Genomic DNA, 18,735 nt, shown 5'->3' on the forward strand with positions numbered 1-18,735 from the left:
GTAGCACAGCTTTCGCAAGCTCACAGCCCTACCGTTGCATTTCCATGCGCGCGAGGTCATATAGGCGCCATCGAGCCAACCGGAGGGTCACGATGATCAGCTATCTCGAATTCGAAAAGCCTCTTGCCGAGATCGAGGGCAAGGCCGAAGAGCTTCGCGCCTTGGCACGGGCAAACGAAGAGATGGATGTGGAGAAAGAAGCCGCTGCGCTGGACAAGAAAGCCGCGCAGATGCTGAAGGATCTGTACAAGGATCTTTCGCCCTGGCGCAAATGTCAGGTCGCGCGCCATCCCGAGCGTCCGCATTGCAAAGATTACATCGAGGCGCTCTTCACCGAGTTCACGCCGCTGGCTGGCGATCGCAATTTTGCCGATGACCACGCGGTTATGGGCGGCCTTGCGCGCTTCGACGACCAGCCGGTCGTGGTGATCGGCCATGAAAAGGGCCATGACACCGCCTCGCGGATTGCCCGCAATTTCGGCATGGCCCGCCCCGAAGGCTATCGCAAGGCGATCCGCCTGATGGAAATGGCCGATAAATTCGGCCTGCCGGTCATCACCCTGATCGACACGCCCGGTGCCTATCCCGGCAAGGGCGCGGAAGAGCGCGGCCAGTCCGAAGCGATTGCCCGCTCGACCCAGACCTGCCTCAATATCAAGGTGCCGCTGATTGCGCTTGTCATTGGTGAAGGGGGGTCTGGCGGGGCCGTAGGCTTTGCCGCAGGCGACCGCGTGGCGATGCTGGAACATTCGATCTACTCGGTCATCTCGCCGGAAGGCTGCGCCTCGATCCTGTGGAAGGATGCCGAGAAAATGCGCGAGGCGGCGGAAGCGCTGCGCCTGACCGCGCAGGATCTCAAGAAGCTCGAGGTGATCGACCGGATCATCAAGGAGCCGCTGGGCGGGGCCCAACGCGACCGCACCGCAACTTTCGAGGCCGTGCGCACGGAAATCGGTGCCATGCTGAAAGAACTGGCGGGCCGCGACGGGGTCGCGCTTGTGAAATCGCGCCGCAAGAAGTTTCTGGATATGGGCTCGAAAGGGCTTGCGGCATAAAGCCGCCGACATTCCGAAATTCTCCCCCGTCATCACCAATGGCGGGGGTTTTGCTTTGCCAGCCGTTCCTTACAGTGGCGCCATGCGTATCGACCCAAACAAGATCACTCTCCGCACGGCCTCTGCCGAAGACGATGATGCTGCCCTGACCGGCCTGCTCAACGAGGCTTTTCCCGGCTTTTTCGAAGAGCGCAGCTTTTTCAAGCAAGAGCCGCATCAGCGCGTGCTGGCCTTTCAGGGCCCGACGCTGGTGGGGCAGATCGGCATTGACCGGCGCGTGATCTCCATCGAGGGCACTCCCTACCGGATCATCGGGCTGATCGATCTTTGCGTCACCCCCAAAGCCCGCAGACAGGGGATCGGGCGGGCTTTGGTGCAGGCCGCGGAAGCTTTGGGGCAGGACCGCGAATTTGCGATCCTGTTTTCGGACAGCCCCGAGATCTATCGCGCATGGGGCTATCGTCCGCTTCCCGCTGCACCGATGCGCTGGCTGGCGATTGACGAATTAAGAAGCCATGCGGTGATCGAGGGCGAGATGAGCGACGTGCTGCTGGTCAAGCCGCTGGGGACGCGGAAATGGCCCCCCGGCATGATCGACCTGCTGGGCTATATGTTCTAGCCCTCAGCCCTTCGGCGTCAGCTCGGCCACAATCGGCATACCGGCTTCGGCCATCAGCATGTTGGACCGGGTCTCGATCTGGGTCTCGATCTCGGCCATGAAGGCATCGACCTTCAACCCCGGAGCGATCGGCGGCAGAAACTCCACCACAGCCAGCCCCGGCTTGCGCAGGATCGCATGTTTGGGCCAGAACAGCCCCACATTCACCGCCACCGGAACAGCGGGCGTTTTCAGCGTGGAATACAGCGCCCCCGCCCCCACCTTATAGGGCTTCTGCGCCCCCGGAGCGACACGGGTGCCTTGCGGGAAGATCACCAGTTGGCCGCCCTTTTCCTGCCCTTTCTTGGCGGCTTTCAGCATGGCTTTCACCGCAGCCCCGCCCTTGCCACGGTTAACCGGAATGCAGCCGATCAGCCACGCATACCAGCCCACGAAGGGGGTCCAGACCAGTTCGCGTTTCATGATGAACTTGCCCTTGGGCAGGACCGAATAGATCATCAGGATATCCATGAAACTCTGGTGCTTGGCACAAACGAGCACATCCCCTTCCGGAACGGTGCCGCGCACTTCGGTCCGCAATCCGACAATCCAGCGCGCCGAAAAGCGCACCCAATGACAGAAGCTGCGGCAGATCACGATGGCCACGCCGCGCCCGCCGATCAGGGCAACGGGGAACAGGCAGATCGCCATTACGGCCATCACGAGATACATCAGCACGATGAAGACGAGCGAGCGGAGATATTGCATCAGCGGATCCCTTTCAGCATGCGCATGGCGGCGAATTGCGTTGCGCCGAAGGCCACAAGCGCCGCCAGAACCGGAATAAGGAGCGGCCAGAGCCAGCCCGCCCCGCTAAACCCGAGCCCTGTCAGGAACGCCCCCGCCGGACTCGCATCGGGCAGAAGCGCCACAGCCGCCATCCCCAGAAGCGTGCCGATCATCGCGCCCGCAAGTCCCCGCGCGGTAAAACGGCGCACAAAGGCGCTGGCGATGAACTGGTCACGCGCGCCCACCAGACGCAGGGTGCGGATCACCTGTCCGTTGGCGGCAAGCGCCGCCTGAGCGGCCAGCGTGATCATCCCCGCCATCGCCCCGCCGATCAGAACCAGTGAGACAAGCCCCAGCATGCGCAACCGGCCAGCCGCCTGCACCAGCGGCCTGCGCCAGCGGGTATGGTCGTCCAGCACCGCACCGGGAGCCTCGGCCTGAAGCCGGAGCCGCAGCCCCTCGACATCAATCCCCTGCCCGTTCTCGGTAATCTCTACCAGACGCGGCAAGGGCAGCGTATCCACCGGCAGGTCAGCACCGAACCACGGCTTGAGAAGGGCCAGCATCTGCGTATCGTCCAGCGCCTTATATTCCGAGATTCCGGGCGTCTCGCCCAGCACCTTCAGCACCGCATCCACCTGCGTCTGCATCTGGTCCTCGGGGGCCGAAATCCGAACGGTAGCGGTGCGCGCCAACGCATCGGCCCAGCGATGTGCCAAACGGTTGGTCGCCAACGAAAGCGCCAGCGCAAAGACCGCCAGAAAGGCCATTGCTGCGGCCGTGATCAGTGTCAGCCGCGCGGTAAAGCCCGTGGGCGGCACGACCCGCGCCGCAGTGCCTTGTTCGATCTTGAGAAAGTTCAGGGAAATCACAGGTCCGCTCCCGCCAGTTGCAACCGCCGTCCGGAAATGCGCAGCACCCGCGCCTGCACCTGCGCCTTGGCCTGCCGGATCAGGTTCAGATCGTGGGTGGCAATCACCACCGTCTTGCCCATCCGGTTCAGCTCGACCAGAAGCCCCAGCAGACGCAGCGACATCTCCCAGTCAAGATTTCCCGTCGGCTCGTCGGCCAGAATGACATCGGGGCTCATCATCACGGCGCGGGCCAAAGCCGCGCGCTGGCGTTCGCCCCCCGAAAGCTGCGGCGGCAGGGCATTCGCCTGACCGCGCAGCCCGACCCAAGACAGCAGCTCGCCCAATTCCTGCGGATGCGCAGGACGCCCCGAAACGGTCAGCGGCAGCGCGACATTCTCGATCACCGGCAGATGGTCCAGAAACTGGCAATCCTGATGCACCACACCAATCCGCTGCCGCATCAGGGCGCGGTCATCGCGGGTCATCGTACGGATATCTTGCCCCATCAGGCTGACATGGCCCGCCACCGGCAGAAGCTCGGCATAGCAGAGCTTGAGAAACGAGGTCTTCCCCGCCCCCGAAGGACCCGTCAGAAAATGGAACGATCCGGGGACCAGTTTGAGCGAGACTTCGGACAGAAGCTCGACCCCGTTATAGCCAATCGCGACATTTTCTAGTTCGATCACCAAAGGCCCCCTTGCATCGCCATTTTTCACCGCAACGACGCTACTACTTGGATAATGATTGGCTGCTTGCTACAACATCGTAAAATGAATTGCCAGATTGGCGATGGCGTCCTATCCGGACGCATTGGGCCCATAAGTTAAGTAACCGAGGCATATCCTTAATGCGACTGACCTGCCCCAAATGCGCAGCCCAGTACGAAGTCAATGACTCGGTGATCCCCGATGCGGGGCGCGATGTGCAATGTGCCAATTGCGGGACGATGTGGTTCCAGCCCTCGGCGCGGATGCAGGCGCTGCCCGATGCGGTGACAGACCCCCGCGATGAACCTGCCGAAGAGATCGCCCCGTCTGCATGGAAGCCCGGTCATGCGATCACGTCACTGGCCGATGCCGATCGGGCACAGGACCTGCATGATGACGCGATCGCGGCAGATATTGCCAGGGCGCTGGAAAGCGACAAAGAACCGCTTGAAACGGAGGGAAGCGCCGTCGCTGATGCGGCTGCGGACGAGATATCTGACAATTCTGAATCTTCAGAGATCCCGGAAAAAACGGCATCTGGCGAGGCATCGCCAGACAAGCCCCGCGAGGAAGAGCCCCCCCAGGAAGACGAGGCAGAGGATCTGCGTCCGGCGCCCCAACCCGGCATGATGCCACGGCGCAAGCTGGATGACGGGCTGCTGGCGATCTTGCGTGAAGAGGCGGAGCGCGAGGCGCAGGCCCGCCGCGCCGAGGGGAGCCTGCTTCAGACGCAGGAAGAGATGAATCTGGAACCCGTCGCTCAGGCAGCAGCCAGCCGTGTTCAGGCCAAGCTGGCGCTTCTCAGGCAAAACGAGCAAAGCGCACCGGCCACCTCCGAGGTCGCGGAAGTGGCGCTGCCCGATGCCGGTATCACCGATGCCGATATCACCGAGGCAGCCCTGCCGAGCGAGGAGGCACCGGTCCTTGCGGCCTATGCCCCGCCGCAGCCCGATGACGGCTTCGAGGAAGACGATCCGGATTACCATATCGGCGCGGTGCTTCCCGAGGCAGACCAGTTCAGCGACGCGCCCGAGGATAGCCTGCCGGAACCGGATGCGCAGGCGCATGTCTCGATCAGCTATACAAGCGACCTCCCCCCTGCGCAGGGTGCCGCGCCCGTATCCAAGCCCGAGCCACAGCCAGAATCCCAGCCCGCCCCCGTTGCGGAAGAGGCGCCGCACGTGGAGGCCGTCGAGTTGGTGCATGTGGAGCCGGACCCCGCCTCTGACCCGATCCATCAGATCAGCCGCCGCGACCAGCTGCCGGATATCGAGGAAATCAATTCGACCCTGCGCGCCTCCTCGGACCGCGGGCGCCATGCTGCGGCCTATGATGCACCACAAACTCTGGCGCGTCGGCGCAGCAGCTTCCGTCTGGGCTTTTCTCTGGTTGTCGGGCTGGCGGCCATCCTGCTGGCCATCTATCTCGGGGCGTCACAGATTGCAGCCGCGGTTCCTGCCGCGCAACGCCCTTTGCAGGCCTATGTGACCAAGGTCGACCAAGCCCGTCTGGCGCTGGATGACCAGCTTGAAAAGCTGATCATCTGGCTCGGCGGCACCGCTTGACGCCGCGCTTCCGCGACACAGGTCCGCACGCAGCGCCCCTGTGAAACCGCCTCCGTTCAGAACCTGTCCAGCAGACGGTCCAGATAATCGCGCTCCTGCGCGCTGCGGTCCCGCTCGGCCTGACGACGCCGGATCTCGTCCAGCAGATCGCGGGCGCGGCCATAGGGGTTTTCGCCCTGAAGCATGTTCTCTTCGGTTCCGACACGGTTGCCATCTCCGGCCGAGCGCCCGAGCGGATCGCGGGGCATCGCCCGCTGGCCACCCTGACCGCCCTCCCCGTCGCGCATCTGGCCTTGCTGGCCCTGTTGTTGCTGGCCCGCCTGACGCTGCTCTTCGCCGTTTTGCGCATTGTTCAGCGCCTGCATACCTTCGCGCAGCGACTGGATGGCCTCGGCCTGATTGTCCAGCGCCCGTCCGTTATCCCCTTTGCGCAGCGCATCCTCGGCGCGGCCCATCGCCTCGCCCGCATCATCAAGTCGCTGGCGGGCACGGTCACTTTCGGCGGACCCGAGATTGGGCAGCAGTCCCTTCTGGCGATCCAGTTCCTGACGCAGGGCGCGCTGACGGTCCGAAAGGCTCTGCCCTGATCCGGATGGCGGCGGCGCATCCTGCGCCTGACCGTTCTGATTATTCTGACCGTTCTGACTGTCCTGACCACTCCGGCCTTCTTGCCCCTGCTGACCGTTTTGCAGATTGCGGAACGCATCATCGGAGAGCTCCTGCTGTTCGCGCAAAGTGTCACGCAAGTTCTGCATCTGACGACCACCTTGCCCCTGCCCGTCGCCCTGCGTGACTTTCATATTCTGCATCATACGATTGAACTGCTCCAGCAGCTCTTGCGCCTCGGCCATACGGCCCTCTTTCATAAGACGCTGAATCTCGTCCATCATCTGTTGCAACTGGTCGCCGGTAATCTGCTGGCTCTGCTGATCCTGATTCTGCGTCGGATCGCCCTGCGTCTGGTCGCGTTCTGCCAGCATACGGATATAATCATCCGTCGCGTCTTTAAGCTCTTGCATCAGCTTGTCGATTTCGTCCTGCGACGCGCCATTCCGCATGGCCTCGGACAGGCGCTCCTGCGCCCGCTGCATGCGCTCCAACGCGTTCGACAGACCGCCATCCTCGACCAGCTCGGCCATATTCCACAGCATGTCAGCCATCGCGTCGCGCGCCTGCGGCGTATCAAGCCCCTGATCCAGCCGCCCGATCACGCCGCGCAGCAACACGCGCACCTCGGCAGATCTGATCAGGTCGGGCGCACGATTGTTCAGAGCTTTCAGAATATCGGAAACATAGGCCGCATTCCCACGGTTCCACAACAGATCCTGACGCATCTCGACAAATGCCGACGCCAGAGGATCAAAGAACCGCCGTCCGGGCAAAACAATCGCCTGCCAGCCCGAAGATCCGGTCTGGCCGCGCCCGTCGGTCACCTCCAGCTCCAGCTTGACCGGCAGATTGGCCCATGCATGCTTTTCGGCATCTTCAACCAAAGACCCGTCAAATGCCTTGCGTGAACCGGTGTAAGGCATCGGCAGATCATAGATCAGCGCCTCGCGCGGCTCGGGATCGACCTTCAGGCCGAATTTGCGCGGAATCGCCGCCAGATCCAACTGGATCCTCGCCTGACCGGAGGTCACGGCATAATCATCCGAGGCGTGGAACGGCAGCACCATCTTTCCATCGGCACGCCGCTCGACCGCCCCCGTCAGACGGATTTCAGGGGCATCATCCGGCGAAATCCGGATATCGAACTTGCGGCCTGCCATGCCAGAAATCTCGACGATGCCACTTTGCACCGCCTCGAAATCGCGGCGCGATACATCGGTGCCGCTTGTATCTTGCGGCGCGACGGCCGGACTGGACACGCTTTCGCGAAACCCGATCTTGCGGGAATCCCCATAGAACCGGAAAGAAAAACGGGTGCCCTCGGGCAGGGTCAGCGTATCGGTCTTGAGAGAGTTGAGATAGAGCCCCGGTTGTCCGGTATAACGCGGCGGCTCGGCCCAGCCTTCCCAACTGGGGCCCATTGCCGCCAGCGCGGGCGCGGTCCCTCCGGGCAAGGCACCGTTTTCAAACATGCGGGAGGGTGCCCCGAACACCAGCGCGCTGACCAGCAGCAGGATCGCCGTCAAACGCAGCGCATAGGGATCACGCGGGGCCAGATCGGGATTGGGGCGCACCGCTCGGGCGGTTTTCGCGCGCTCTGTCATGCGGGCAATATGCGCCTGCCACAAAGCCCGGCTTGCGGGATCACTGCCCCCAAGCGCCATATCATCGGCCAAGGCGGTTAACGGACGCCCCGGCAAGGTCTCATCCACACGCGCCACGGCCTCAGCATGGCTGGGCCAGCGGAAAACGCGCCAGCCCGCAATCAGGCTGGCTGTCAGGGCAAGCCCCCAAAGCCCGAGGCCAGCCCAGCCAATCCATGCCGGCAGCGTCAAGATCCCGAAGACAAGGACCGCCATACCGACCGCGCAGAGCGAAAGCGCAGGCCAGAACGCCCGCAGACCACGTTCAACCACCAGCCCCAGACGGGTCTGCGCAATTTTACGGGCCACCCGACGCAAAGCGGGGTCGGCATATGTCCGGGCGGGATCAGGCTTGCGCAGGGTCATCGGTCCTTTCCGGGCATGTAGAGCACGCCCGGAACAGGGGCGCGTTTAGAGCCACTCGGGAATGCTATCGCGAGACAGCATTTCCTCAAAGCTTGGTCTTTGACGGATGACAGCGAAGTGATCACCACGCACCAGAACCTCTGGGATCAGCGGGCGCGAGTTATATTCGGATGCCATAACAGCACCATAGGCCCCTGCCGAGCGGAATGCCACCAGATCTCCAGCCCCTACAGGCGGAAGATTGCGGGCTTTGGCAAAAGTGTCACCGGTCTCGCAAACGGGCCCCACCACATCAAAAGGCGCTTGCTCGACACCGGCCTGTGCCTCGACCACCGGAATGATGTCGTGATGGGCACCATACATCGAGGGGCGCACCAGATCATTCATCGCCGCGTCGAGAATCAGGAAGTTCCGGCCCTCGCCTTCCTTCAGATAGATGACCTCCGAGACCAGAATACCGGCATTGCCGGAAATCAGACGGCCCGGCTCGATCTCGATCTCGCAGCCCAGATCCCCCACGGCGCGGCGGATCACTTCGCCATATTCAATCGGCAGCGGCGGCGCGTTATTGTCGCGCTGATAGGGGATGCCCAGACCACCGCCCAGATCGAGGCGGCGGATATCATGGCCATCGGCGCGCAGGGCGCGGGTCAGTTCGGCCACCTTGTTGAAGGCGGCTTCAAAGGGCTCAAGATCGGTCAGCTGCGAGCCGATATGAACGTCGATGCCCATGACTTCGATCCCCGGCAGCGTGGCGGCCATCGCATAGACGGCCTGCGCCTTAGCGATTGGAATCCCGAATTTATTCTCGGATTTTCCGGTAGCGATCTTCTCATGGGTTTTGGCATCCACATCGGGGTTCACGCGCAGCGCGATCGGCGCCTTCAGCCCCTTGGCTGCCGCGATTTCCGAAATGGCCAGAAGCTCGGGCTCGGATTCCACGTTGAACTGACGGATGCCACCATCAAGCACCAGAGCGATCTCTTCGCGGGTCTTGCCGACGCCGGAAAAGACGATCCGCTCGCCCGGAACGCCCGCAGCCTTGGCGCGGCGATACTCGCCGCCCGAAACCACATCCATGCCCGCCCCCAGATCGCCCAGCAGCTTCAGCACCGCCAGATTGCTGTTCGATTTGATCGCGAAACAGATCAGATGGTCGGTCCAGCCAAGGGCCTCCTGGAACAGTTTGAAGTGACGTTCCAGCGTGGCAGCCGAATAGATATAGACCGGCGTGCCAACCGATTTGGCGATCTCTGATACGGGCACATCCTCGGCATGCAACGCACCGTTTTTATACGTGAAATGATCCATGAAAGTCTTCCGGATATGATGTGACGGGGCCGCCAGAACCGGCGGCCTCAAGCATTACGGGGTCTGTTGGGCCGCTTCTGACGGGGGCACCGGCGGGCCTTCGACCCCGCAGGCCGCCAGTGCCAGAAGCGCTAGGACAAGCGCGGCCTTCATGCCTGCGCCTCTTTCCAGCGCGCGATCTGGGCGCGGACCTGCGCGGGCGCGGTGCCACCATAGGACATGCGCGACGCGACCGAGTTATGCACCCCCAGCACCGTGAAGATTTCATCCGTGATGGCCGCATTGACCGATTGCATATCCGCCAGCGTCAGATCGGGCAGGTCACAGCCCTTATCCTCGGCCATCGCAACCAGCGTGCCGGTGACATGATGCGCGTCACGGAAGGGCAGCCCCGCCTCGCGCACCAGCCAATCGGCCAGATCGGTCGCGGTGGAGAAACCGCTGGAGGCCGCCGCCTCCAGCTTTTCGGTGTTCACGGTCAGATCGGCAATCATGCCCGACATCGCCGCCAGCGCCAGCATCAGGTTGTCGGCGGCGTCAAAGACCTGTTCCTTATCTTCCTGCATATCCTTGGAATAGGCCAGCGGCAGGCCCTTCATCACGGTAAACAGCGCAACCGTCGCACCCAGAATACGGCCGATTTTGGCGCGGATCAGTTCGGCCGCATCGGGGTTGCGCTTCTGCGGCATGATCGAGGAACCGGTCGACCATTTGTCCGACATCGCCACAAAACGGAATTGCGCGGAGGACCAGATCACCAGCTCTTCGGCCAGACGGCTCATATGCACAGCGCAGATCGACGAAGCGGAAAGGAATTCCAGCGCAAAGTCACGGTCGGACACGGCATCAAGGCTATTGGCCATCGGACGGTCGAAATCGAGCGCCTTCGCCGTGGCGTGGCGGTCGATATTGAAACCGGTGCCCGCCAGAGCCGCCGCCCCCAGAGGCGATTCGTTCATCCGTTTGCGGGCATCGGTGAAACGGCCCAGATCGCGCGCGAACATTTCGACATAGGCCATCATGTGGTGGCCCCAGGTGACCGGCTGCGCGGTCTGCAAATGGGTAAAGCCCGGCATCACCCAATCCGCGCCCGCCTCGGCCTGACCGATCAGCGATTTGATCAGCGACTGCAGGCCGTTGATCGCCGCATCACATTGATCACGGACCCAAAGACGGAAGTCGGTGGCCACTTGGTCATTGCGCGAGCGCGCGGTGTGCAGACGGCCTGCGGGCTCACCGATGATCTCTTTCAGACGCGCCTCGACATTCATGTGGATATCTTCCAGCGCGGTCGAGAAGGTGAATTTGCCACCCTCGATCTCTGACAAAACGGTGAGAAGACCTTCCCTGATGGCACTTGCATCGCTATCAGTGATGATGCCCTGCGCGGCCAACATCGCCGCATGGGCCCGGCTGCCCCGGATATCCTGTGCGGCAAGACGCTGGTCAAACCCGATCGAGGCATTGATCGCCTCCATGATCGCGTCGGGACCTGCGGCGAAACGCCCGCCCCACATTGCGTTGGAGGATTTCGGTTCGCTGGTCTGTTCGGTCATCTTTCGGCCCTGTCATCTGGAGGCAAAATGCTGCGGTCCCTTGTCCTTTATACGGCCCTCGCGCTTGGTGCAAATGCGGCGATGGCTGCAGAGCTTGATCCGCTCAAGACCGGAGAGATGCAGAAGCTGGTTACCTATAACGCGCCAATCGATCTGCCTGAACTGGAATTTCAGGACGAAGGCGGGAAAACCCATCACCTTTCGGACTATAGGGGCAAAGTCGTTGTGGTGAATTTCTGGGCAACGTGGTGTGTGCCCTGCCGGGAAGAGATGCCCGCATTGGAAAAATTACAAAAAACGATTGGCGGCAAAGATCTCGCGGTGGTGACAATCGCCAGCGGCCGCAATCCGCCAGAAAAGATCGACCGGTTTTTTGCAGATATCGGCGTGGAGAACCTTCCCAAATTCACCGATAAATCCCAACATGCGGCCCGATCATTAGGCGTTCTGGGACTTCCCGTGACCCTTATCGTCAATCGCGAGGGGCAAGAGATTGCCCGCTTGATCGGAGGAGCCGATTGGGCGGGAACAGACGCGCAAACCCTTTTGCGCGCCGTTATTTCAGATCCGGCCTGACCGGTCCCGCTCAGGAACTACGCATATAGGACGACATCGCGTTCTCGATGACTTCCGAAAGTTGCATGATCGCTTCCAGCCGCTCTTTGATATCGGCATGGAAAGAATCAAGCTGGTCAATCGTGGTCGACAACCCGCCAACATCGCGCATCCGACCACATTCGACCCTCCCCAGAACGCGGATCGTATCAAGGCCCAGCATCTGGCGCCGGATATCCGCGCTGGCACGGTTCAGCTCTGCGGCATAGCCGACCGCTCGTGACATTGCCGTGCGGGCATCCTCGGTACATTGCGTTTCCAGCCCGTGCAGAAGCTCTTTCTCCGCAAACCAGTCAATTTGTGGCACCGGCACGCTTTTATCAATATTCACAACCATTTCCGACATAACGCGGTTGCAACCGATCAGGAACAGAACACGCGCCACCTCGCGCGATAGCCGCTCGCACATATTGTCATGTCCGCCCACAAAGCTGGCAAGACGCTGGGAGATCACTTGCGAGCTGGCTTTGTAATTTTCAGAAATTGCCGAGACCGGCCCGCCCGAAGGCTCCATCCGCGACGCCACAATGCGCATGTTATTGGGCACAGATTGCAACGCTTCGAAGCTGCGCAGCAGTTTCATCTGCTGCTCCGTCGCCTGTTCAAGCGCATGATTCATCTCTGCCAGAATGCGCGTCCTCCGGTCTGCCGCCCGTTTCAGACGCTCGTCCCGCTTGGCCAGTTCCTGTCCAAGCGCATAGGCGATGAAACTTGTATAGCTGGAAAACCCCTGAGATTCCGCTTCCTCGCGCAGCAAGGAGGCCGACTCTTCCGCCGTCAGCCCCTCGCGCTGTTCGCGTTCGACCAGCTGCGGATAAATCTCCTTGATTCGCTGAAACACGTCACTGGAAGGTTTCAAACGCACACTGAGATAGCCGCCATCGATCGGGAGGATAACAGCCAGAACCCAATAGTAATCGCCATTCTCGCAGCGATTCTTCACATAGGCCCCAATCGGATTCCCCTTCTGGATCGAATCCCACATAATGCAGAAAACGCCCTTGGGGACATCCTTATGCCGCACGATCTTGTGGGGGGCGTTGATAAGCTTGTCCCACGAGAAACCGGCGACGCGCTGAAACACATCATTCCCAGCCTGAATGACGCCGCGCTTGTCCGTACGGGAATAGAAGAGCTCATCAAAACCGAACGGAGCCTCACTTTCGTGAGTCGTCGAGAAACCGGTTTGCGCGTTCATAAACAAAAGCCTCTTTGCCTGGATCTGACCCAGTCATACAGGCAACGCGGTTACAGTTTGGTTTACAGGCCTAAACCTTGCGGCCTTCAAGCTTCATTTACCATAAAGCGAGGAGAAAATTCCTATTTACAAAATCTTAGCCCTCACACGCCAGTCTTGGAGCACCCAGAGACGGAGCGCCACAATGCAAAGCGATTCGAATATCGATCTATATACTGAACAAAATTCGGACAGCCCGCTCTCTTTCGCCATTGCGCAGCGCGACAAGAACACGATTGCGATGGTCGAAAGAGCTGTCGAGCGCCATGATGTCGTTCTGGCCTTCCAGCCCGTTGTGCAAACCTCCCGTCCCGATCAGGTTGCGTTTTACGAAGGGCTTATCCGCGTTCTCGACGAACGTGGTCGAGTGATACCTGCAAAAGATTTCATCGAAACCGTCGAAGATACATCGCTCGGGCGTAAACTCGATTGTCTCGCCCTTGAGGCCGGGCTGCAGGCTCTGCGCGAAAACGAGGCTCTGCGCCTTTCGGTCAACATGTCCGCACGGTCAATCGGATATCCCAACTGGATGAAAACGCTAAATAAAGGCCTTGCGGTTGACGAAACAATTGCAGAACGGCTTATTCTGGAAATTACCGAAAGTTCGGCAATGCAGATGCCCGAACTCGTCACGGTCTTCATGCAAGATCTACAGGCCAGAGGCGTCGCCTTTGCTCTGGATGATTTCGGCGCGGGATATACTTCTTTCCGCTATTTACGGGAATTCTACTTTGACATCCTGAAAATTGACGGCCAGTTCATCAAAGGAATTTCCGAGAACTCGGACAATCAGGTGCTGACCGAAGCACTGATGTCTGTTGCACGGCATTTCGAAATGTTCACCGTCGCAGAGGCCGTTGAAAACTGTGATGATGCCGCATTTTTGACCTCTTTGGGCATTGATTGCATGCAAGGTTACTATTTCGGTGCGCCGACAATTATGCCACCTTGGAAAACACCACCCGCTGGCCGGATGCGTGCATAAAGAGTTTGATACTTCCCTGTGTAAACCTAAGATTGTTTTTGACAAAGCATCTCGGTCTTTGCCTGCACGGCTGACCGAGTCGCGGTCGCTTGCAAATCCAAAAAGCAATAAAATTTCAAAATACACCGCATTCCTTTACGATTAGCACTTGACCTCCTGCCTTGAGTCGCCATCCTGCGGTTCAAGCGCGGCCCTATGGCTGCTTCTTAGGAGGATTACATTATGACCAATGTCGTCATTGTTTCAGCGGCACGTACTGCCGTCGGTAGCTTCAACGGGTCTTTCGCCAATGTTCCCGCACATGACTTGGGAAAGTCAGTCCTTGAGGCCGTGGTTGAACGCGCAGGCATCGAAAAAGCCGATGTATCGGAAACCATTCTGGGACAAGTCCTGACAGCGGGACAGGGTCAGAACCCGGCACGTCAAGCGCATATCAACGCTGGGCTGCCCATTGAATCAGCCGCTTGGAGCATCAACCAAGTCTGCGGCTCGGGTCTGCGCACAGTTGCGCTGGCAGCACAGCACATCATGCTGGGCGACGCTTCCATTGTTATCGCAGGCGGTCAGGAAAACATGTCGATGTCTCCCCATGTCGCGCATCTTCGCGCTGGCACCAAAATGGGCGACATGAAAATGATCGACTCGATGATCAAAGACGGTCTTTGGGACGCTTTCAACGGATACCACATGGGGCAAACGGCCGAAAACGTGGCGTCCCAATGGGAAATCTCCCGCGAGATGCAAGATGAATTCGCGCTGGCATCGCAACAAAAAGCCGAGGCCGCGCAAAAAGCCGGACGCTTTGCAGATGAAATCGTGCCGTTCACGATCTCGACTCGCAAAGGCGACATCATCGTCGATTCTGACGAATATATCCGTCATGGGGCGACCATCGAAAGCATGCAGAAATTGCGCCCCGCATTCATGCGTGAGGGGGGAACCGTCACCGCAGGCAACGCATCCGGCATCAATGACGGGGCAGCGGCTGTTTTGCTGATGACCGAGGAAGAAGCCGCGAAACGCGGCCTGACCCCGATGGCGCGAATCGCCTCTTATGCGACGGCGGGTCTTGATCCGTCGATCATGGGCTGTGGCCCGATCCCCTCGTCGCGCAAAGCGCTGGAAAAAGCAGGCTGGTCGCCAGCGGATCTGGATCTGATCGAAGCGAACGAAGCCTTTGCGGCGCAAGCTTGTGCGGTCAACAAGGATATGGGCTGGGATACGTCCAAAGTTAACGTGAATGGCGGCGCCATCGCAATCGGTCACCCGATCGGGGCCAGCGGCGCGCGCATTCTGAACACGCTTCTGTTCGAAATGAAGCGCCGCGAAGCCAAAAAAGGCCTCGCCACGCTGTGTATTGGTGGTGGCATGGGTGTTGCAATGTGCATCGAGGGGCTCTGAGCCTCTCGACCAAAGCACAAAAGAAACAAAAGTTAAGACGCATTAGGGTTCGATGAAACAGGACCCAGGAGGAAGAGAATGTCCAGAGTTGCACTCGTCACCGGCGGTTCGCGCGGAATTGGCGCAGCCATCGCAAAGGCCCTTAAAGCCGCAGGCTATAAGGTTGCCGCCAACTATGCAGGTAACGACGAGGCCGCCGCGAAGTTCACGGAAGAGACCGGTATCCCGACCTATAAATGGTCGGTTGCCGATTACGATGCCTGCGCAGCAGGGATCGCCAAAGTCGAGGCGGACCTTGGCCCCGTGGAAGTGCTGGTCAACAATGCCGGTATCACGCGCGATGCACCGTTCCATAAAATGACGAAAGATCAGTGGGATCAGGTCATTGGCACCAATCTGACGGGCATCTTCAACATGACCCATCCGCTCTGGCCGGGTCTGCGCGAACGTAAGTTCGGTCGCGTGATCAACATCTCGTCGATCAACGGTCAGAAGGGACAATTCGGTCAGGCCAACTATTCGGCAGCGAAAGCAGGCGATATCGGCTTTACCAAGGCGCTTGCGCAAGAGGGCGCGCGCAACAACATCACCGTCAACGTGATCTGCCCGGGCTATGTTGCGACCGAAATGGTTATGGCCGTGCCGGAGAAAGTGCGCGAAGCCATTATCAGCACGATCCCCGTCGGTCGCTTGGGGGAGCCGGAGGATATCGCGCGTGCGGTGGTCTTCCTTGCGTCGGATGACGCAGGCTTCATTACCGGCTCGACCCTGTCGGCCAATGGTGGCCAGTATCTTTCGTAAGGCGTATCTTTCGTAAGGCGTTCTGGCCGGCGAAGATATGACGCGATCCGAAAAAAGGCCCGCATCTGCGGGCCTTTCCTTTTTGACCTCCCTAGATCACCCGTCCGTTCTCGACAGGCAGACACAGGGGGAGCGGTCCGGCAAAGACGTTCTGCCGATCGCTATCATTTTATTCCAGATACGTTTCTACGTATCTTTCAGGATATGTTCCGGACTAGGGAGCGCGGTGCTGGCCAGCTTCTTCGGATGAAGACCGCGCAACCTTGCTAAAGGTGCTGCGCTGAGGCCCTAAAGGGCCACAACAGTGAGGTCACGCCTGCTCGAGACGCGCGATCTCCTGCTTGATCTGCAGTTTCTGCTTCTTCATCTGGGCAATTTCGAGCCCAGGGAAGCCAGGATTTCGCGTCGCGCGCTCAACCTCGGCGGACAGAGCCTGGTGCTTCTTGCGGAGTTCGGTGATATGCGAACTAAGCGACATGGGCAGTCTCCTCTCTGTATGAGCCCTTACAGTTCAGCACGTTTTTTCGTTTCTGTCACGAATTTGTCGCGCTCTCAGGGTCACGCTCAGATTGGCCGGCGAATTATTGCAAAAATGTTAAAGTCAGATCGGCAAGTTTTGCCCAAAACGCAGTATAGACTGCGCAACTTCGCTCAAGTCCTCGGCATCCCCTGCGTGATATGCGCGTGCATGCAGAACCAGGGGCGCCAGAAGGCGAAGCGGCGTCTTTGCACCTTTTCGTGAGCTAACAATCACCCGCCCCGCATCGCGCCCCTGACGCGCTGCAATCGGCAAAATCCGAATCGCTCCGGCCCGCCCGTGCAGCGCAAAAAGGATATCATCCAGACGGTCGGCATTCTGGATCAGCACCAAATGGCCCGAGGGCTTCAGCCGCTTCAACCCTTGGCGCACCCATTCCGCCAGAGGAGTATCTTCGCGCTGCGCGGTCTCGCGCCCCGCATCCCGTGCCGCCGTTCCGTTCTGCGGCGCAAAATAGGGCGGGTTGGCGATGACATGGTCAAAGCTCATCTGCCGCAGCGCAGCGGGCATCTGCGCCAGATCGCCCTCATGCACCGTCAGCGCCAGCCCGTTGGCCTGCGCATTGCGTCGCGCCAGATCGGCATAGGCGGGCTGCACCTCCAGCCCGTGCAGCGCCACCCCCTCGACCCGCCGCCCCAGACAGAGGCTGGCCACCCCTGCCCCGCAGCCCAGTTCCAGCACGCTTTCGCCCGCCCGCGCCCCGCAGGCCGCCGCCAGCAGCACGGGGTCCATCGCCGCACGATAACCGTGGCGCGGCTGATAGATGCGCAAAGCGCCCCCGATAAAATCGTCACAGGTCAGGTCTTCGGCGGCAAACATCACTCCGGCCCGATCTCGTTATCGTCCAGCACCCTCCGCGCCCGCGCCAGATCCCCGTCCGTGACCATAAGACGACGCGGCAAAATCCCTATGCTGCCTTCGAGCACGCTCATATGGACGTCCATTTCAAAGCTGTTTATACCCTCGCCGGTAAGAAGGGCTTTGGCGAAGGCCAATTTCACGGGATTTGTCGTGCGCAGAAGCTCTTTCATTCATCCTCATTAGCCTCAGGCCCTTGGCCTGTCGAGATGGGGAGAGCGGGAAGGACAAGGAACATGAGCCTCGACGACAAGGCAGTAAAACCGCATGACCGGCTTGCGCAGGCTCTGGCCGGCGACATGGAGGCGGTGAACACCCTGATCCGCGAGAAAATGGCGTCGAAACATGCGCCGCGCATTCCGGAAGTCACCGCGCATCTGGTCGAGGCCGGCGGCAAGCGTCTGCGCCCGATGCTGACCTTGGCCGCCGCGCGCATCTGTGGCTATAACGGCCCCTATCACGTGCATCTGGCGGCGACCGTCGAATTTATCCACACCGCAACGCTGCTGCATGACGATGTGGTCGATGAAAGCGCGCAGCGCCGTGGCCGCCCGACCGCGAACCTGCTGTGGGACAATAAATCCAGCGTTCTGGTGGGCGATTACCTTTTCGCCCGCGCCTTCCAGCTGATGACCGAGCCCGACAATATGCGCGTGCTGGGCATCCTGTCGAACGCCTCTGCGGTGATTGCCGAAGGCGAGGTGCTCCAGCTGACCGCCGCGCAGGATCTCTCGACCACCGAGGATACCTATCTGCAAGTGATCCGCGGCAAGACGGCGGCGCTGTTTTCGGCAGCAACCCAAGTGGGCGGCGTTCTGGCCGAGGCTGACGAGACCGCCGAGAAGGCGCTGTTCGATTATGGCGATGCGTTGGGGATTGCCTTCCAGATGGTCGATGACCTGCTGGATTACGGCGGGGTGACCGATGTCATCGGCAAGAATACCGGCGATGATTTCCGCGAGCGCAAGCTGACCCTGCCCGTCATCAAAGCGGTGGCCGCCGCAGACCAGACCGAGCGCGCCTTCTGGAGCCGCGTCATCGAGAAGGGCGACCAGCAGGACGGCGATCTGGAACAGGCGATGGCGCTGATGGCGAAACATGGCACGCTGGCGGCGACCCGCGATGCGGCGATCCTCTGGGCGGATCAGGCGCGCGCGGCGCTGAGCGCCCTGCCCGCGCATCCGCTGCGCGATATGCTGGACGATCTGGCCGATTATGTGGTGGCCCGCGTGCGCTAAGGCACGACG

Annotated in this window: 19 protein-coding genes; 8 read left to right on the forward strand and 11 right to left on the reverse strand. The window is 60.5% G+C overall.

Going from position 1 to position 18,735, the window contains the following annotated elements; all coding sequences use genetic code 11:
- Positions 1-95: 95 nt before the first annotated feature.
- Together WDB88_RS01600 and WDB88_RS01605 are read left to right on the forward strand one after the other, a co-directional pair.
- Positions 96-1,055, forward strand: a complete 960-nt coding sequence (locus WDB88_RS01600) for an acetyl-CoA carboxylase carboxyltransferase subunit alpha (protein ID WP_339109450.1) — start codon at positions 96-98, stop codon at positions 1,053-1,055.
- Between the two features lie 82 nt (positions 1,056-1,137).
- Positions 1,138-1,674 carry a GNAT family N-acetyltransferase gene (locus WDB88_RS01605; protein ID WP_339108470.1) on the forward strand — a complete coding sequence of 179 codons (537 nt, stop codon included), beginning with the start codon at positions 1,138-1,140 and terminating at the stop codon, positions 1,672-1,674.
- A gap of 3 nt (positions 1,675-1,677) precedes the next feature.
- Here WDB88_RS01605 and WDB88_RS01610 read toward each other — a convergent pair whose 3' ends face one another.
- The 3 genes from WDB88_RS01610 to WDB88_RS01620 are packed head-to-tail and all read right to left on the reverse strand — an operon-like array spanning position 1,678 to position 3,982.
- Positions 1,678-2,421, reverse strand: a complete 744-nt coding sequence (locus WDB88_RS01610) for a lysophospholipid acyltransferase family protein (protein WP_339108471.1) — start codon at positions 2,419-2,421, stop codon at positions 1,678-1,680.
- Entirely contained in the window at positions 2,421-3,314 is an 894-nt protein-coding gene (locus WDB88_RS01615) for a cell division protein FtsX (RefSeq protein ID WP_339108472.1), read from the reverse strand. Before WDB88_RS01615 ends, WDB88_RS01610 begins: the two co-directional genes overlap by 1 nt.
- Entirely contained in the window at positions 3,311-3,982 is a 672-nt protein-coding gene (locus WDB88_RS01620; RefSeq protein WP_339108473.1) for an ATP-binding cassette domain-containing protein, read from the reverse strand. The genes WDB88_RS01615 and WDB88_RS01620 overlap by 4 nt, the downstream gene beginning before the upstream one ends.
- Positions 3,983-4,143: 161 nt before the next feature.
- Between WDB88_RS01620 and WDB88_RS01625 the strand changes: the two genes are divergently transcribed.
- Positions 4,144-5,568 (forward strand): zinc-ribbon domain-containing protein, encoded by a 1,425-nt coding sequence (locus tag WDB88_RS01625; RefSeq protein ID WP_339108474.1) that lies wholly within the window; start codon positions 4,144-4,146, stop codon positions 5,566-5,568.
- Between the two features lie 56 nt (positions 5,569-5,624).
- Here WDB88_RS01625 and WDB88_RS01630 read toward each other — a convergent pair whose 3' ends face one another.
- Genes WDB88_RS01630 through argH form a run of 4 tightly spaced genes read right to left on the reverse strand, consistent with a single transcriptional unit; the run spans position 5,625 to position 11,053 of the window.
- On the reverse strand, positions 5,625-8,186 hold the full coding sequence (locus WDB88_RS01630) for a TIGR02302 family protein (RefSeq protein WP_339108475.1): 2,562 nt from the start codon (positions 8,184-8,186) through the stop codon (positions 5,625-5,627).
- A 45-nt stretch (positions 8,187-8,231) separates the two neighbouring features.
- The gene (gene lysA, locus WDB88_RS01635) at positions 8,232-9,497 is read right to left on the reverse strand and encodes a diaminopimelate decarboxylase (RefSeq protein ID WP_339108476.1); all 1,266 of its coding nucleotides are present in this window, start codon (positions 9,495-9,497) and stop codon (positions 8,232-8,234) included.
- Positions 9,498-9,551: 54 nt separating this feature from the next.
- Entirely contained in the window at positions 9,552-9,650 is a 99-nt protein-coding gene (locus WDB88_RS01640) for a lipoprotein (RefSeq protein ID WP_339108477.1), read from the reverse strand.
- Positions 9,647-11,053 (reverse strand): argininosuccinate lyase, encoded by a 1,407-nt coding sequence (argH, locus tag WDB88_RS01645; RefSeq protein ID WP_339108478.1) that lies wholly within the window; start codon positions 11,051-11,053, stop codon positions 9,647-9,649. The genes WDB88_RS01640 and argH overlap by 4 nt, the downstream gene beginning before the upstream one ends.
- Before the next feature lie 27 nt (positions 11,054-11,080).
- Between argH and WDB88_RS01650 the strand changes: the two genes are divergently transcribed.
- Positions 11,081-11,629 (forward strand): TlpA disulfide reductase family protein, encoded by a 549-nt coding sequence (locus WDB88_RS01650; protein ID WP_339108479.1) that lies wholly within the window; start codon positions 11,081-11,083, stop codon positions 11,627-11,629.
- A gap of 10 nt (positions 11,630-11,639) precedes the next feature.
- Here the strand turns inward: WDB88_RS01650 and WDB88_RS01655 are convergent, their stop codons facing one another.
- Positions 11,640-12,866: a PAS domain-containing protein gene (locus tag WDB88_RS01655; RefSeq protein WP_339108480.1), complete on the reverse strand. Its 1,227-nt coding sequence runs from the start codon at positions 12,864-12,866 to the stop codon at positions 11,640-11,642.
- Positions 12,867-13,050: 184 nt separating this feature from the next.
- Here WDB88_RS01655 and WDB88_RS01660 point away from each other — a divergent pair, with 184 nt between their 5' ends.
- The 3 genes from WDB88_RS01660 to phbB all read left to right on the forward strand — a co-directional run bounded on the left by WDB88_RS01660 (position 13,051) and on the right by phbB (position 16,092).
- Positions 13,051-13,890: an EAL domain-containing protein gene (locus WDB88_RS01660; RefSeq protein ID WP_339108481.1), complete on the forward strand. Its 840-nt coding sequence runs from the start codon at positions 13,051-13,053 to the stop codon at positions 13,888-13,890.
- A 222-nt stretch (positions 13,891-14,112) separates the two neighbouring features.
- Positions 14,113-15,291, forward strand: coding sequence for an acetyl-CoA C-acetyltransferase (locus WDB88_RS01665; RefSeq protein ID WP_339108482.1), 1,179 nt, complete (start codon positions 14,113-14,115; stop codon positions 15,289-15,291).
- Between the two features lie 78 nt (positions 15,292-15,369).
- A complete protein-coding gene (gene phbB, locus WDB88_RS01670; protein WP_339108483.1) occupies positions 15,370-16,092 on the forward strand; it encodes an acetoacetyl-CoA reductase in 723 nt (240 codons plus the stop codon).
- A gap of 310 nt (positions 16,093-16,402) precedes the next feature.
- Here phbB and WDB88_RS01675 read toward each other — a convergent pair whose 3' ends face one another.
- The 3 genes from WDB88_RS01675 to WDB88_RS01685 all read right to left on the reverse strand — a co-directional run bounded on the left by WDB88_RS01675 (position 16,403) and on the right by WDB88_RS01685 (position 17,661).
- Positions 16,403-16,570, reverse strand: coding sequence for a YdcH family protein (locus WDB88_RS01675; RefSeq protein WP_339108484.1), 168 nt, complete (start codon positions 16,568-16,570; stop codon positions 16,403-16,405).
- A gap of 123 nt (positions 16,571-16,693) precedes the next feature.
- On the reverse strand, positions 16,694-17,449 hold the full coding sequence (locus WDB88_RS01680; protein WP_339108485.1) for a methyltransferase: 756 nt from the start codon (positions 17,447-17,449) through the stop codon (positions 16,694-16,696).
- The gene (locus WDB88_RS01685) at positions 17,449-17,661 is read right to left on the reverse strand and encodes a DUF2007 domain-containing protein (protein WP_339108486.1); all 213 of its coding nucleotides are present in this window, start codon (positions 17,659-17,661) and stop codon (positions 17,449-17,451) included. Before WDB88_RS01685 ends, WDB88_RS01680 begins: the two co-directional genes overlap by 1 nt.
- Positions 17,662-17,724: 63 nt before the next feature.
- On the opposite strand from WDB88_RS01685, the gene WDB88_RS01690 reads away from it, so the two are divergent.
- Positions 17,725-18,726, forward strand: a complete 1,002-nt coding sequence (locus WDB88_RS01690; protein WP_339108487.1) for a polyprenyl synthetase family protein — start codon at positions 17,725-17,727, stop codon at positions 18,724-18,726.
- The last annotated feature ends 9 nt before the right edge of the window (positions 18,727-18,735 follow it).

Source organism: Thioclava sp. GXIMD4216, from assembly GCF_037949285.1.
GTDB classification, from domain to species: Bacteria; Pseudomonadota; Alphaproteobacteria; order Rhodobacterales; family Rhodobacteraceae; genus Thioclava; species Thioclava litoralis.